The 15,303-nt window shown below is 65.7% G+C and carries 12 protein-coding genes; 8 read left to right on the forward strand and 4 right to left on the reverse strand.

The window, feature by feature from the left end; all coding sequences use genetic code 11:
- Position 1 precedes the first annotated feature (1 nt).
- The gene (locus CH271_RS17990) at positions 2–1,147 is read right to left on the reverse strand and encodes a lycopene cyclase family protein (RefSeq protein WP_094634379.1); all 1,146 of its coding nucleotides are present in this window, start codon (positions 1,145–1,147) and stop codon (positions 2–4) included.
- A complete protein-coding gene (locus CH271_RS17995; RefSeq protein WP_037189357.1) occupies positions 1,144–1,932 on the reverse strand; it encodes an SDR family oxidoreductase in 789 nt (262 codons plus the stop codon). The genes CH271_RS17990 and CH271_RS17995 overlap by 4 nt, the downstream gene beginning before the upstream one ends.
- Positions 1,933–2,082: 150 nt before the next feature.
- On the opposite strand from CH271_RS17995, the gene CH271_RS18000 reads away from it, so the two are divergent.
- Positions 2,083–3,714 carry an ABC-F family ATP-binding cassette domain-containing protein gene (locus CH271_RS18000; protein WP_068050503.1) on the forward strand — a complete coding sequence of 544 codons (1,632 nt, stop codon included), beginning with the start codon at positions 2,083–2,085 and terminating at the stop codon, positions 3,712–3,714.
- 31 nt (positions 3,715–3,745) lie between these two features.
- Here the strand turns inward: CH271_RS18000 and CH271_RS18005 are convergent, their stop codons facing one another.
- Positions 3,746–4,312, reverse strand: coding sequence for a TetR/AcrR family transcriptional regulator (locus CH271_RS18005; RefSeq protein WP_037189354.1), 567 nt, complete (start codon positions 4,310–4,312; stop codon positions 3,746–3,748).
- 113 nt (positions 4,313–4,425) lie between these two features.
- Positions 4,426–7,236: an aconitate hydratase gene (locus CH271_RS18010; protein WP_037189352.1), complete on the reverse strand. Its 2,811-nt coding sequence runs from the start codon at positions 7,234–7,236 to the stop codon at positions 4,426–4,428.
- A gap of 348 nt (positions 7,237–7,584) precedes the next feature.
- Between CH271_RS18010 and CH271_RS18015 the strand changes: the two genes are divergently transcribed.
- From CH271_RS18015 to inhA, 7 genes are all read left to right on the forward strand, one after another.
- A complete protein-coding gene (locus tag CH271_RS18015) occupies positions 7,585–8,127 on the forward strand; it encodes an Rv1476 family membrane protein (RefSeq protein ID WP_094634380.1) in 543 nt (180 codons plus the stop codon).
- 416 nt (positions 8,128–8,543) lie between these two features.
- Complete coding sequence (locus CH271_RS18020; RefSeq protein ID WP_441347151.1) at positions 8,544–10,079, forward strand: NlpC/P60 family protein; 1,536 nt, start codon at positions 8,544–8,546, stop codon at positions 10,077–10,079.
- Positions 10,080–10,321: 242 nt separating this feature from the next.
- Positions 10,322–11,587, forward strand: a complete 1,266-nt coding sequence (locus tag CH271_RS18025) for an AAA family ATPase (RefSeq protein WP_373453573.1) — start codon at positions 10,322–10,324, stop codon at positions 11,585–11,587.
- A complete protein-coding gene (locus CH271_RS18030; RefSeq protein ID WP_037189349.1) occupies positions 11,584–12,582 on the forward strand; it encodes a DUF58 domain-containing protein in 999 nt (332 codons plus the stop codon). The genes CH271_RS18025 and CH271_RS18030 overlap by 4 nt, the downstream gene beginning before the upstream one ends.
- On the forward strand, positions 12,579–13,571 hold the full coding sequence (locus tag CH271_RS18035; RefSeq protein ID WP_037189348.1) for a VWA domain-containing protein: 993 nt from the start codon (positions 12,579–12,581) through the stop codon (positions 13,569–13,571). The genes CH271_RS18030 and CH271_RS18035 overlap by 4 nt, the downstream gene beginning before the upstream one ends.
- Positions 13,572–13,637: 66 nt before the next feature.
- On the forward strand, positions 13,638–14,360 hold the full coding sequence (gene fabG1 / locus CH271_RS18040; RefSeq protein WP_037189347.1) for a 3-oxoacyl-ACP reductase FabG1: 723 nt from the start codon (positions 13,638–13,640) through the stop codon (positions 14,358–14,360).
- 73 nt (positions 14,361–14,433) lie between these two features.
- Entirely contained in the window at positions 14,434–15,258 is an 825-nt protein-coding gene (gene inhA / locus CH271_RS18045) for an NADH-dependent enoyl-ACP reductase InhA (protein WP_032377850.1), read from the forward strand.
- The last annotated feature ends 45 nt before the right edge of the window (positions 15,259–15,303 follow it).

Consider the following 15,303-nt stretch of genomic DNA (forward strand, 5'->3'; position numbering starts at 1 on the left):
CTCAGCCGCGGCCCGGAGTGCGCACTATCGTGCGCGCGATCGCGAGCCTGGCCGACGCCGGGAGCGTCGGAAACATCTTCAGCATCGCGGTCATCGTCCCCAGGGCGTCGTCGTGGCCGGACAGGTACGAGCGCTGAAGTTCGACCGGGAGCGAGAAGAAGCTGGAGAAGAACTGGGGGACCATCTCGGGTTCGAGTGCCAGTGCCGTGCGCAGGCCGAGGTTGCGAAGCTTCTGGACCGTCCACACGTGCACCGAGCGGACCGGGCGCGATCGACCGCCGCCTCGGAACCGCTCGACAAGGTGATCCGCCGATGCCAGCGAGGCCGCGACGCTGTACCCGGTGGCGGGATGCATCAGATTCGAGCGAGAGCCGAACAACACCGGACCGTCTCGGCCGGTGTGCAGTCGCGACCGAGGCGGTGGTTCGACCGAGAAGCGGACACGCTCGACATCCTCGTGGCCGGTCGGTTCCAGGTTGCGGTGGGTGAGGCGGTGGTGCAACCGTGTTCGAAGCACCGAGAGCTCGAGTGCCGGTCGGCCCACCAGACAGGTCTCCTCGAGCAGGATTCGATCGTCGTCGAGCGCCACGGCGTACAGAAAACTCGGCACCTCACCGGGCCGGGCACCGTTGTCGGTGCGCCAATCCATGAACCAGGCGTCGGATCCTTCGAGGATCGGTTCGGCGCGCTCCCGTTCGACGACGATGCCGTATGCGGTCTGCTGTGCCAGGTCGTGTGAATCGAGCGTTCCGCGAGCATCGACGACGTGCCGAGCGTCGACGATGGTGCCGTCGGACGTCGTCACGCGAGAACCGGTGACATCGACGGCCGTTCCGGCGAGCACTCGCACGCGGTCGAGAGACAAGGTCGCTTGCAGTGCAGGTGTGTCCAGCACGCAGTACGTTCGGTCGATGATCCGATGGTGATCGGTCCATACCGCCGGCTTCTGCGCAGTCGAGGCGACGGCGGTCTCGGGCAACCACGGTGGCAACTCGTCGGCCCAGGCAGAATACGTCGGTGTCCAGGTACGCGACGGATGCGGATCGACGACGAGCACGTCGAGTCCTGCCTCGGCGCATCGGTGGGCCACCGACCGTCCCGCCGGGCCGAGTCCGATCACCGCGACGTCGGCCGAGAAATCTTTCACATTCCGCCGGTGGCGAGCAAACCACCGTCCACGCGCACGGTCTCGCCGGTGATCCAGGAAGAGGCGTCCGACACCAGGAAGGCCACCAGGGCCGCGACGTCCTCCGGGTTTCCGAGACGCTTCATCGGATAGCCGGCCGCTGCCGCGTCTTCTCCGTTGGCGACGAGCGCCTCGGCGAATTTGGTCTTCACCACCCCCGGTGCCACGGCATTGACGCGAATCCTCGGACCGAGCTGCCAGGCGAGCTCTTCGGTGAGGCGGATCAGGGCGGCCTTGGATGCGCCGTACGCGGCGATCACGCCGGTCGAGCGGATGCCTGCCACGCTCGCGATGTTGACGACCGCGCCGCCGTGCTCGCCCATCCAGGCATGGAACGCCTGCTGGACGAAGCCGAGGGTACCCACCACGTTCGTGTCGAAGATCTTGCTCACGCCCGCCAGGTCCGCATCCATCAGCGAGCCGTAGACGGGATTGATGCCGGTGTTGTTGACCAGGATGTCCAGCGAACCGAAGGTCTCCACCGTGCTCGCCACCGCGTTGCGCCGGTGCTCCGGATCGCCCGCGTTACCGTCGATCGCGAGCACGGAATCGCCGAGCTCTGCGGCCGCGGCAACGAGAGGTTCGCGCTTGCGGGCGGTGATGGCGACATTCGCGCCGCGAGCGAGCAGTTCGGCGGCGATGGCCTTGCCGATGCCTCGGCTACCGCCGGTGACGAGAGCGGTGCGCCCGGTGAGGTCGGGGATCGGCGCGCTGGAGGGGCTGACGGTTTCGGGGGCGTCGGTCATCGATCAGACGTTACCGGTGTCACCGTCGTTCCTGGGTGAGGGCACGTGAATGCTGAGCTAAAATGGGGGTTTGCTGTGCCGCTCGACGGCATGGTTCGCCCGTCGGTCGACGGGCAACGATCTTGTTCGGCAATCGCTAGGAGTTCACGCGTGATCACCGCCACCGACTTGGAAGTTCGTGCCGGTGTGCGGACCCTTCTGTCCACCGAGGGGCCCGCGCTCCGCGTGCAGGCAGGCGACCGCATCGGGCTGGTGGGTCGAAACGGTGCAGGCAAGACCACCACTCTGCGCATCCTGGCAGGCGAGGGAGAGCCGTACGCGGGCGAGGTCGTGCGTACCGGAGAACTCGGCTACCTACCGCAGGATCCCAAAGAAGGCGACCTCGACGTGCTGGCCAAGGACCGAGTGCTCTCGGCTCGGGGCCTGGACACGCTCCTGCACAGCATGGAGAAGCAGCAGGCATTGATGGCCGAGGTGGCAGACGAGGCGCTGCTCGACAAGGCCGTCCGCAAGTACGGCGAACTCGAAGAGCGTTTCGCGTCCCTCGGCGGCTACGAAGCCGAGAGCGAAGCGGCTCGCATCTGCAACAGCCTCGGCTTGGCCGACCGCATCCTCGGCCAACCGCTGCGCACCCTGTCCGGTGGTCAGCGCCGACGCGTCGAACTGGCTCGCATTCTGTTCGCCGCGTCCGACGGCAGTGGCGGCCGCTCGAACACCACGTTGCTGCTCGACGAGCCCACCAACCACCTCGATGCCGATTCCATCACCTGGTTGCGCGGATTCCTGCAGAGCCACGAGGGCGGACTCATCGTGATCAGTCACGATGTCGAACTGCTCGGAGACGTGGTGAACAGGGTGTGGTTCCTCGACGCAGTGCGCGGCGAAGCCGACATCTACAACATGAACTGGAAGAAGTACCTCGACGCCCGCGCCACCGACGAGCAGCGTCGCCGCCGTGAGCGCGCCAACGCGGAGAAGAAGGCCGGGGCACTGCGGGTGCAGGCCGCCAAGATGGGGGCCAAGGCAACGAAAGCCGTTGCGGCACAGAACATGGCGAAGCGCGCGGACAAGCTGCTCGCCAACCTCGACGCCGAACGTGTGTCGGACAAGGTGGCGCACATCCGGTTCCCCGAGCCCGCACCGTGCGGCAAGACGCCGCTGATGGCGAAGAACCTGACCAAGATGTACGGATCGCTGGAAATCTTCGCAGGCGTCGACCTCGCCATCGACCGGGGCAGCCGTGTCGTGGTGCTCGGGCTCAACGGTGCGGGCAAGACGACGCTGCTGCGGATTCTCGCCGGAACCGAGAAGGCAGACACCGGCGAGATCGAACCCGGCCACGGCATGCGCGTCGGATACTTCGCACAGGAACACGACACTCTCGACGATCACGCGTCGGTCTGGGAGAACATCCGGCACGCGGCACCCGATACCGGCGAGCAGGAACTGCGGTCTCTGCTCGGAGCCTTCATGTTCACCGGCCCCCAGCTCGACCAGCCTGCAGGGACATTGTCCGGCGGTGAGAAGACCCGTCTGGCACTCGCCGGGTTGGTGTCCTCCGCGGCGAACGTGCTGCTGCTCGACGAACCGACCAACAACCTCGACCCGATCTCCCGTGAACAGGTCCTCGACGCGCTCCGCAGCTACAAGGGTGCCGTCGTCCTGGTGACCCACGATCCCGGTGCCGCCGAAGCGCTCTCACCCGAACGAGTGATTCTGCTCCCCGACGGTACCGAGGACCACTGGTCCCAGGAATACCTGGAACTGATCCAGCTGGCCTGACCCGCAGGCCGGCTCGTCCGGGACGTCCCGCTCAGTCCTGCCTGCGGACCGATTCCTCGACCAGATCCAGGATCGCCGCGAGGTTGGACCTCCCGTGGCCCGACGCGATGCGCGCCACCAGGCCGTCCAACACGAGATCCAGGTAGTCGGCGAGGACGTCGTTGGGGACGTCGTCGCGCAATCTTCCTGCGGTCTTCTGGCGCTCGAGTCGCCCGAGTGTCGCGTCGGTCAGCTCTGCGGACCGTTCGGCCCAGCTGGACCGGAAGTCCGCGTCCGTGCGCAGTCGTCGGGTGATCTCGAGCCGCGTTCCGAGCCACTCGAATTGTTCGGGTTGCGCCAGCATGTCTCGCATCACCTGCACCAGACCCTGGGTGGCCGCGACCTCGGCCATGCGTCGAGCATCCTCCTGCGCCAGGGCGAGGAAGAGACCGTCCTTGTCCTTGAAGTGGTGGAATATGGCTCCGCGCGACAGGCCGGTGGCCTCTTCGAGACGCCGTACCGTCGCGCCCTCGTAGCCGAACTCGCCGAAGCACTTACGCGCGCCGTCGAGAATTTCGCTTCGACGGGCGGCCAGGTGGTCTTCGCTGACCTTGGGCACGTGTGGGTTTCCTACTTTCGATGAGGGCCTCGACCGATACGGCGATGGGCCCGGAAACACGTTGTCGGTTCCGGGCCCATCGCCGTTCGAGGCATACGTCAGACGACGCGCACTCAGCCTCTGATCATGTTGCGCAGCACGTACTGCAGGATGCCGCCGTTGCGGTAGTAGTCCGCTTCACCCGGGGTGTCGATGCGAACCACGGCCTCGAATTCGACCTTGGTGCCGTCTTCCTTGGTGGCGATGACGGTCATCGTCTTCGGGGTGGTGCCCTCGTTCAGCTTCGCGACGCCGACGATGTCGAAGGTCTCGGTGCCGTCGAGCTTGAGCGACGATGCGCTCTCACCGGCCGGGAACTGCAGGGGAACGACACCCATGCCGATGAGGTTGGAGCGGTGGATGCGCTCGAACGACTCGGTGATGACGGCCTTGACGCCCAGGAGCGAGGTGCCCTTGGCCGCCCAGTCGCGCGAGGAGCCACTGCCGTACTCCTTGCCACCCAGCACGACCAGCGGTATGCCGGCCTTCTGGTAGTTCTGCGACGCGTCGTAGATGAAGGACTGAGGTCCGCCGTCCTGCGTGAAGTCACGGGTGTAGCCGCCCGAGACGTCGTCGAGGAGCTGGTTCTTGAGGCGAATGTTCGCGAACGTTCCGCGAATCATGACCTCGTGGTTTCCACGACGCGAACCGAGCGAGTTGTAGTCCTTGCGCTCGACACCGTGCGAGTCCAGGTACTGCGCAGCAGGCGTACCTGCCTTGATGGGTCCTGCCGGGCTGATGTGGTCGGTGGTGACCGAGTCGCCGAGCAGAGCCAACACGCGTGCACCGGTGATGTCCTCGACGGGAGCCGGGTCCATCGTCATGCCGTCGAAGTACGGAGGCTTGCGCACGTAGGTGGACTTGGGATCCCACTCGAACGTGTCGCCCTCGGGGGTCGACAGGTTCTGCCAGCGGCTGTCGCCTGCGAAGATGGTCTCGTAGGACTTGCTGAACATGTCCCGGCTGATCGACGACTTGATGGTGTCTTCGATCTCCTGCGAGGACGGCCAGATGTCCTTGAGGAACACGGGGTTGCCCTCGTGGTCCTCGCCGAGGGGGTCGGTCTCGAAGTCGAAGTCCATCGTGCCCGCGAGGCCGTAGGCGATGACCAGCGGCGGTGAGGCCAGGTAGTTCATCTTGACGTCGGGGGAGATGCGACCCTCGAAGTTGCGGTTGCCCGACAGCACTGCGGTGACCGAGAGGTCGTTGTCGTTGATCGCCTTCGAGATCGGCTCGAGCAACGGGCCGGTGTTACCGATGCACGTGGTGCAGCCGTAACCACCGAGGTAGTAGCCGAGCTTCTCGAGGTACGGCCACAGGCCCGCCTTCTCGTAGTAGTCGGTGACGACCTGCGAGCCGGGTGCCATGTTGGTCTTGACCCAGGGCTTGGTGGACAGGCCCTTCTCCACGGCGTTGCGGGCGAGCAGTGCTGCGCCGAGCATGACCGACGGGTTCGAGGTGTTGGTGCAGGAGGTGATGCCCGCAACCACGACGGCACCGTGATCGAGGACGAACTCGCCTGCCTCGTCGGTGGTGACCCGGACCGGCTTGCTCGGACGACCCTCGGAACCGTATGCGGCAGAACGAACGTCGACGGAATCCTCTTCGGCGAAGCTCAGCGAAGCGGAGTCGCTTGCCGGGAACGATTCGTCGAGTGCCTCGTCGAGCTTGCTGTCACCCTCGTGCTTCGGGTGGTTCTCCTCGACGTAGTTGTGGATGTCCTTGCGGAACGCAACCTTGGACTCGGACAACAGGATTCGGTCCTGCGGACGCTTCGGTCCTGCGATGGACGGAACGACCGTGTTGAGATCGAGCTCGATGTACTCGGAGTACACGGCCTCGTTCTTCGGGTCGTGCCACATGCCCTGTTCCTTGGCGTACGCCTCGACGAGCGCGAGCTGCTCGTCGCTGCGGCCGGTGAGGCGCAGGTAGTTGATGGTTTCCTCGTCGATCGGGAAGATCGCTGCGGTGGAACCGAACTCGGGGCTCATGTTGCCCAGGGTGGCGCGGTTCGCGAGCGGAACCTCTGCCACACCCTCGCCGTAGAACTCGACGAACTTGCCGACGACGCCGTGCTTGCGCAGCATCTCGGTTGCGGTCAGCACCACGTCGGTCGCGGTGACGCCGGGCTGGATCTCACCGGAGAGCTTGAAGCCGACGACGCGGGGGATGAGCATCGAGACGGGCTGGCCGAGCATGGCCGCCTCGGCCTCGATGCCGCCGACGCCCCAGCCGAGCACGCCCAGGCCGTTGACCATCGTGGTGTGCGAGTCGGTGCCGACGCAGGTGTCGGGGTAGGCCTGTCCCTTGCGGGTCATGATCGTCGGTGCCAGGTATTCGATGTTGACCTGGTGCACGATGCCCATGCCCGGGGGGACGACCTTGAAGTCGTCGAACGCGCCCTGTCCCCAACGCAGGAACTGGTAGCGCTCACCGTTGCGCTCGTACTCGAGGTCGACGTTGCGCTCGAGAGCGTCGGCGCGGCCGAAGACGTCGAGGATGACCGAGTGGTCGATGACCATGTCGGCGGGGGAGAGGGGGTTGACCTTGTTGGGGTCGCCGCCCAGGGTGGTGACGGCTTCACGCATCGTGGCGAGGTCGACGATGCACGGAACGCCGGTGAAGTCCTGCATGATGACGCGCGCAGGCGTGAACTGGATTTCGAAGCTCGGCTCCGCGGACGGATCCCACGAGGCAATCGAACGAATGTGGTCGGCGGTGATGTTGGCACCGTCCTCGGTGCGAAGGAGGTTCTCCGCGAGGACCTTCAGTGCATAAGGCAATTTCTCGGCACCGGGCAAAGCCGACAGTCGGAAGATCTCGTACGAGTTCTCGCCGACTTCGAGGGTGCCCTTTGCACCGAATGAATCATTACTTGCGGTCACTTCAGCTCCACTCGTCTATGAGGCACACCGCCGACGGGGCTGTGTCGACGGTTGAAGCGAGGCGCTGGCCGTGGGCCCCGGCCTCGAATCTCGGGGCTGAGAGTTCGAGGCGGACGCTCGGTCAGTGTCTCGATGAAAGTCTAACAGTACGCTTGTCCTGTGAAAACCTGCGGTCGGGTTCTCGGTGGGTGTCGAGAGACCGATCCACACGACGATCCTCACGTAGTGCTCCCGGCTACGCAATGAAGGGCGACCTCAGTAGTTGCGCCGGACCTGCGGGCCTACCAGGTGTGGGTACGTCGGTGACGTAGGGTTCGACCCGACTGGTTCCTACCGACTGGACGAGAGATGCCTGAGCCGATTCACGCCGTTTCCCCGCTTGCCACCGACATACCGGCAGGTCTGGATGTCGACAGCATCGTCGCCACGGTCCGCGAGTCCGGCGTCAGCGCACCCGCCGACGAGGAAGCCGGGCTGTCCTCGGCCGTCGCGCGCGCCGAGGATCACGGCATCGATCTGAGCATCGTGATCGTCCCGAACGAACCTCGCCACGACTCGCAACTGCGGGATCTCGCCACCGCTGTCGGAGCACGCGAGGGTGGCACGGTTCTCGTGCTCAGCCCCGGCCAGGTCGGCTCGTTCAGCGACTCGATCAGTCGGGTGACCCTCGAGGCAGGCCAGGACCGTACCTACACCGGCAACCACGTCGTCGCCGCAGACAATTTCGTCGACACCCTGGTCGAGGATCAGACACCGTGGGGTCTGCTCACGGGCGGCCTGGTGATCGTGGTCGCCGCGGTTGCGACCCTGACTGCTGCCGTCAAGGTCCGCAGATATCGCTCTCGTTCGGAGTCGAACGATCATGCGCGCAGCGAGTCCGTCGTCGACTGAGCACGCTCGGCCCGAGTGTCGTTCGAGTGACCGACGCTCACACCGTTCGACCCGGTTGCGATCGTGACCGTGAGGTCGCCCGAAAAAGTCGGAAAAATTGTTTCCGGTAAACACCGAGTTCACGGCGTTGTGCCTGGTGGAATTACCAATGTGTCATTTGTGACTGGAGTTTCTTTAGGGTGCGAAGTGTCGTACGGTGCCATTGGCACTGCTGGGGAAGGAGTGTCGCAGAAGGCGGTTGTCATCCGTGGGGAACTCGGGAGGCCACTGCTTCGGGTGTGACTGACGTGGTTCGCACCTGTCGTATCGCTGCGTGTTTCTTTCCCGCCCGGCGAGAGCGCTCACCGTCACCTGCGATCGGGGTGGAGGACGGAGGGCACCTCGACGGCACGACGGTTCTGTGCGAACCCGAGTGAATGCCGGACCCGAGGGAGACATTTGTGAGCCGACGTCAAGTCCGCGGAACTCACCGCCGTGCACTCGTCCGTACCCGATTCGTGCTGGTTGGCGCAGGACTCGTTCTCGCGTTGACGGCGACCCTTCCCGGGGTTGCCGCCGCGGTACCACCGCCACCGCCCAACCCGTCGGACACCGATCTCGCCGCTGCGGGTAGCGCCGTCGATTCGAGTCTGGGCCAGGTCGGCCTGCTGATCGACGCGATCGCGTCGGCCAACCAGCAGCTCGCCCAACTCGACGACGAGGTCGCATCGAAGCGAGAAGGCGTCAACAAGGCCTTGGTCGATCTGCAGAATGCACGTGACGCGGCCGATGTCGCTGCCGCCGTCGTCGGTGCTGCGCAGCAGGCACTTGCCGATGCAGGCACCCAGATCCAGGCAGCCCAGGCCAAGTTCGACGCGTTCGCCAAATCCAGCTACACCCAGGGCTCCGGCGTCGCCTCGATGGCATCGTTCCTCGGATCCAGCGGACCGGACGACGTCCTGGACCGCGCCCAGGTCCTCAAGGTGCTCTCCAACAGCCAGAACGCGGTACTCGACGGCTTGCAGCGGGCCCGAACCGAGCAGGCGAACCGCGATTCGGCGGCGCGAGAATCCAAGCAGCAGGCCGACGCGGCCGCCTCGGAAGCCGAGGCCAAGAAGGCAGAGGCCGAGCAGGCCATCGCGGAGGCGCAGGCAGCGCTGCAGGCCGAGGCCGACCGGAAGGCCACGATCGAAGCACAGCGTGACTCGGCGCAGACCGAACTCGACGCCGCCCGCAGCAACGTCGCCGGTCTGCAGGACCAGCGTGCGGCGTACGGCACCTGGGAGGCGCAGAAGGCGGCCGAGGACGCGGCCATCGCCGCCGCCACGGCCGCGGCGAAGGAAGCTGCTGTACAGGCAGCTGCGCGAGTATCGGCGAACCTGGCGGCGCAGCAACGCGCGGCGGCCATTGCCGAAGGCCAGCGTTCACACGTGGACGTCGACGAGGACGCCAGCGCGTCGACCGATACCGACAGCTCCACCGCGACCACTCCCACCAAACCGAAGACGCCGACCAAACCGAAGACGTCCACGACCCCGTCGGTCACCGGAAGCGCAGCCGTCGAGTTGGCGATCGACCGTGGAATGAGCCAGCTCGGCGTGCCGTACTCGTGGGGTGGCGGCGACGAGAACGGGCCGACCAAGGGCATCAGGGACGGCGGAGTCGCGGACAGCTACGGCGACTACAACAAGGTCGGCTTCGACTGCTCGGGCTTGATGATCTATGCCTTCGCCGGCCTGGGAATCTCGTTGCCGCACTACACCGGCTACCAGTACACAGCGGGCAAGCAGGTGCCGTCCTCGGACATGAAGCGTGGCGACATGATCTTCTACGGACCCAACGCCAGCCAACACGTCGCGCTCTACCTCGGCGACGGCAAGATGCTCGAAGCTCCCCAGTCCGGTTCGGTGGTCAAGGTGTCCGACGTGCGATACAGCGGAATGACGCCGTACGCCGTGCGCATGGTGTCCTGAGTGCGATCAGGCGCCTCTCCGGACTCCAGAGTCGTTCCCGCAGGCTCCACTCCGGCCCGTGGGTCGGGGGCGCCTTTCGGCGCGCATACCGATCACCTGGAATAGTTGGTTGCGGCGGTACGAAACGAGCCCGACGACGATCGACTGAAAGCGGTGAATTCTTGGTGACATCACGTGACGGCCGGATTTCGAACGACGAGGGGTCGACGCGAGTCGAGTCTCCGACTCCGAATCCACCGGGTGTGGAGCCGACGCGAGTGGACAGTCCGTCCCTGGCCGAGGACGTCCAGCTTCTCGAGAAGGCCGTGTACGAGGTCAAGCGTGTGATCGTCGGTCAGGATCGCCTCGTCGAGCGCATTCTGGTGGGGTTGCTCGCCCGCGGACACGTGTTGCTCGAGGGCGTACCCGGCGTCGCCAAGACCCTTGCCGTCGAGACCTTCGCACGTGTGGTGGGCGGCTCGTTCTCGCGAGTTCAGTTCACCCCCGACCTGGTTCCCACCGACCTCGTCGGCACCCGCATCTACCGTCAGGGCCGTGAGGAGTTCGACACCGAACTCGGACCCGTGGTGGCGAACTTCGTGTTGGCCGACGAGATCAACCGAGCGCCGGCCAAGGTGCAGTCCGCACTGCTGGAGGTCATGGCGGAACGACACGTGACCATCGGTGGCAAGACGTTTCCGATGCCCGATCCGTTCCTGGTGATGGCAACGCAGAACCCCATCGAGAACGAGGGCGTGTACCCCCTTCCCGAAGCTCAGCGAGACAGATTTCTGTTCAAGATCGTCGTCGACTACCCGACGGTCGAGGAAGAACGCGAGATCGTCTACCGCATGGGCATCAAAGCTCCCGAGCCCAAGCAGATCCTGGACCCGGTCGAGTTGGTTCGCCTGCAGAATCTGGCCAGCTCGGTGTTCGTGCACCACGCGCTCGTCGACTACGTGGTGCGGGTCATCGCGGCTACCCGAACTCCCGAGCAGTTCGGTATGGACGATGTGGGCAGCTGGATCGCCTACGGTGCATCGCCGCGTGCGACGCTCGGCATCATCGCGGCCTCGCGCGCACTGGCTCTGCTCCGCGGTCGCGACTACGTCGTTCCCCAGGACGTACTCGAGGTCATTCCCGACGTGCTCCGGCACCGTCTCGTGCTGTCCTACGACGCTCTGGCCGACGAGGTGACCCCCGAGACGGTCATCTCTCGGGTACTGCAGACCGTCGGGTTGCCGCAGGTGTCACCGCAGGCGGTACCGGTTCCGCAGAGCAACGGAGCCGGTCCGGGCGGCCCGCACTTCGACGGACGTCAGCCGCAGGGTCCCTACCCGGCGCAGGGGCAGTTCCCGGCCCCCGGCCAGTTCCCCGCTCCGGGCCAGTTCCCCGGACAGGGACAGCCGCCGCAGTCGCAGCAGCCAGGATCTCAGCAGCCTCCGCAGGGCGGTCAGTACGGCCAGCAGGCGCCGTCGTTGCAGAAGCCGTCGGGTGACGGATCGTCGATCGGTACGCCGGGGCAGTGAGCGGATCCGACACCGCGCCCGCGACCGCAGGCAGAGCCGTCGTAGCCCGGCCACCGTCGTTCCGCTCGGGTGAGCTGCGCGATCCGAAGTTGGCCGCAGCACTGCGAACTCTGGAGCTGACGGTGCGTCGACGGCTGGACGGGGTTCTGCACGGCGACCATCTCGGGTTGATTCCCGGACCGGGATCCGAGCCGGGTGACGCCAGGGAGTACCAGCCGGGCGACGATGTCCGTCAGATGGATTGGTCGGTCACCGCGCGTACGACGCATCCGCACGTGCGGCAATCCGTGGCCGACCGCGAGCTGGAGACCTGGCTCGTGGTCGACTTGTCGGCCAGCCTCGACTTCGGCACCACCGGGTGCGAGAAGCGGGATCTTGCGGTCGCGGCCTCGGCTGCCATCACTCATCTGTCCGGCGGTGGCGGCAATCGGATCGGCGCGGTGGTTGCCACCGGTGCCGACACCAACCGCATTCCGGCACGGGGCGGCCGCGTGCACACTCAATCGATGCTCCGGGCGATAGCCACGACGCCGTCCGCGGCCGACGGTGTGCGCGGTGACCTGCGTGCTGCCATCGAAGCGCTACGACGGCCCGAACGCCGCCGCGGGATGGCTGTGGTGATCAGCGACTTTCTCGGGCCGATCGATTGGGAGCGCTCCCTTCGTGCCATCTCCGCTCGGCACGACGTGCTGGCCGTCGAGGTACTCGACCCACGTGATCTGGAACTGCCCGACGTCGGTGACGTCGTTCTCCACGACCCGGAATCCGGCCGCACTCGCGAATTCAGTACGACGCCGCGGTTGCGGGCAGATTTCGCGCGCGCAGCAGCTGCGCACCGCGACGATGTGGAGAAGGCGCTGCGGCGGTGCGGTGCACCTCGATTGACGCTCCGCACCGACGGTGACTGGATCGCCGACGTCGTACGGTTCGTGACCGCACGCAGGCACACCATCGGGTCAGGCTTCACCAACACCGCTCGGGCGGGTTCGCGATGAGCCTGACCGATTTCGCGTCGCCGTGGTGGCTCGGATTCCTCGTCGTCGTCATCGCGCTGACGGTCGGCTACGTCTGGATTCAGCGGCGCAAGCAGAAGCACGTACTGCGGTTCTCCAACATGGAACTGCTCGAGTCCGTCGCGCCCGATCGGCCGAACCGGTTACGTCATCTGCCCACCGCACTGGTGCTGGTCGGTTTGCTGTTCCTCACAGTCGCACTGGCAGGCCCGACGGCGGACGAGCGCGTGCCGCGGAACCGGGCGACCGTCATGCTCGTGATCGACGTGTCGCTGTCCATGGAGGCCACCGACGTCGAGCCGACTCGGTTGGCAGCCGCGCAGGAAGCAGCAAAATCCTTCGCAGACGGTCTGACGCCCGGTATCAATCTCGGATTGGTCGCGTTCGCCGGTACGGCGTCGGTTCTGGTCTCGCCCACGGCCAACCGCGAAGCCACCAAGTCCGCCATCGACAAGCTGCAGCTCAGCGAGCGAACGGCCACCGGCGAGGCGATCTTCACCTCGCTCCAGTCGATCGACACTCTCGGAGCGATACTCGGCGGCGGCGACGCGGCTCCTCCGGCGCGCATCGTGCTGCTCTCGGACGGTAAGCAGACCGTTCCGCAGAACCTCGACGACCCACGCGGCGGGTACACCGCAGCGCGGGCAGCCAAGGACAAAGGCGTGCCGATCTCCACGATCTCGTTCGGTACCAGCTACGGCTCGGTCGAAATCGAGGACGAGGCCGGGGTCGAACGGGTGCCGGTACCCGTCGACGATCCGTCCCTGCGTGAGATCGCGGCTCTTTCCGGTGGCAGCTTCTTCACCGCGTCGTCGCTCGAGGATCTCCGCGACGTGTACGACACCCTGGAGGAGCAGATCGGTTTCGAGATCACTCGCGGAGACGCGTCGCGTCCCTGGTTGATTCTCGGGGTCCTGTTCATCTCGTCGGGGTTGGGTTCGGCATTGGTGATGCGGCAACGATTGCCGTGATCGCTGTTATTACTCACCAGTAAGTTTCGCTTTGTCATTCCAGGACGAACAGATAGGTTGCTAGGCATGTCCACACCTGACTTCATCGCGCGATCGGTACTCGTCACCGGAGGTAACCGGGGAATCGGTCTTGCCATTGCCCAGCGGCTCCACGCCGACGGACACAAGGTGGCCGTCACCCACCGCGGATCGGGAGCGCCCGACGGTCTGTTCGGAGTCGTCTGCGACGTCACCGACTCCGCCTCGGTCGACGCGGCCTTCAAGGAGGTCGAGGAGAAGCAGGGACCGGTCGAGGTGCTCGTGGCCAACGCCGGTATCACCGACGACACGCTTCTGATGCGCATGACCGAGGACCAGTTCCAGCGTGTCATCGACGCGAACCTCACCGGAGCCTTCCGCGTCGCCAAGCGCGCCAACCGCGCCATGCTGCGCGCGCGCTGGGGCCGGATGATCTTCCTGAGTTCGGTCGTGGCCATGGCCGGCGGACCGGGGCAGATCAACTACGCGGCGTCCAAGGCGGGAGTCATCGGCATGGCTCGGTCGATCACGAGGGAACTGGGTTCGCGGTCCATCACGGCGAACGTCGTGTCCCCGGGGTTCATCGAAACCGACATGACCGCAGAACTCTCGGACGACTTGCGCGGCAAGGCCAAGGAATTCATTCCGCTTCAGCGTCTGGGTCAGCCCGAGGACGTCGCGGCAGTGGTGAGCTTCCTGGCGGGCCCCGACTCCTCCTACGTGTCCGGTGCCGTGATCCCCGTCGACGGCGGCATGGGCATGGGCCACTGAGAGTCGCTCTCGCACAATACTTTTCAAGTTGGATGTCATCGATTTCATCTCCGAAAGCAAGGAATACAGCACTATGGGCGGATTGCTCGAAGGCAAGACCATTCTCATCACCGGCATCATCACCGACGCCTCGATCGCGTTCCACGCCGCAGCGATGGCGCAGGAGCAGGGCGCCAAGGTGATCATCACCGGCTTCGATCGGCTCCGGCTCATCGACCGCATCGCGCAGCGTCTGCCCAAGGAGGTGCCCCCGGCGATCGAGCTCGACGCCACCAACGAGGAGCACCTCGCCGCCCTGGCGGACCGAGTGCGCGAAGTGGCCCCCGAGGGCATCGACGGAGTTCTGCACTCCATCGCGTTCGCACCCCGCACCCTGATGGGACCGGACGCCAAGCCGTTCCTCGATGGCCCCGGCCCCGATGCCGCGAGAGCATTCGAGATCTCCGCGTGGAGCTACGCATCGCTCGCGCGCGCCGTGCTCCCGGTCATGAACGAGGGCGGCTCCATCGTCGGAATGGACTTCGACCCCCGCACCTCGATGCCGTACTACAACTGGATGGGTGTGGCCAAGGCTGCACTCGAATCGGTCAACCGCTACGTCGCCAGGGAAGTGGGCGCCGCCAAGCGCATCCGCTCCAATCTTGTTGCAGCAGGGCCGATCAGAACTCTTGCCGCCAAGGCGATTGCGGGTACCGCGACCGGTGATGCCGCCAAGATGGACCAGCTGAACGTGTACTGGGACGGTGCCGCTCCCATCGGTTGGGACGTCAACGACCCGACCGTCGTCGCGAAGTCCATCGTCGCGTTGCTCTCGGATTGGCTGCCCGGCACCACCGGATCCATCGTGTACGTCGACGGCGGAGCCAGCCACAACACGTACCTGCCCGAGAACATGTGATGCCGCGGTGGGCGGAACCGCACGTGGTTTCGCTCACCGAGAGGT

This window comes from Rhodococcus sp. 05-340-2 (genome assembly GCF_002258915.1).
Classification (GTDB): domain Bacteria; phylum Actinomycetota; class Actinomycetes; order Mycobacteriales; family Mycobacteriaceae; genus Rhodococcoides.

Bases quoted from the DNA above. Each gene is read 5' to 3' on its own strand.
- CH271_RS18015 (WP_094634380.1), top strand. From the start codon at position 7,585: ATGCCTGAGCCGATTCACGCCGTTTCCCCGCTTGCCACCGACATACCG.
- CH271_RS18035 (WP_037189348.1), top strand. From the start codon at position 12,579: ATGAGCCTGACCGATTTCGCGTCGCCGTGGTGGCTCGGATTCCTCGTC.
- CH271_RS17995 (WP_037189357.1), bottom strand. From the start codon at position 1,932: ATGACCGACGCCCCCGAAACCGTCAGCCCCTCCAGCGCGCCGATCCCC.
- CH271_RS18020 (WP_441347151.1), top strand. From the start codon at position 8,544: ATGCCGGACCCGAGGGAGACATTTGTGAGCCGACGTCAAGTCCGCGGA.
- fabG1 (WP_037189347.1), top strand. From the start codon at position 13,638: ATGTCCACACCTGACTTCATCGCGCGATCGGTACTCGTCACCGGAGGT.
- inhA (WP_032377850.1), top strand. From the start codon at position 14,434: ATGGGCGGATTGCTCGAAGGCAAGACCATTCTCATCACCGGCATCATC.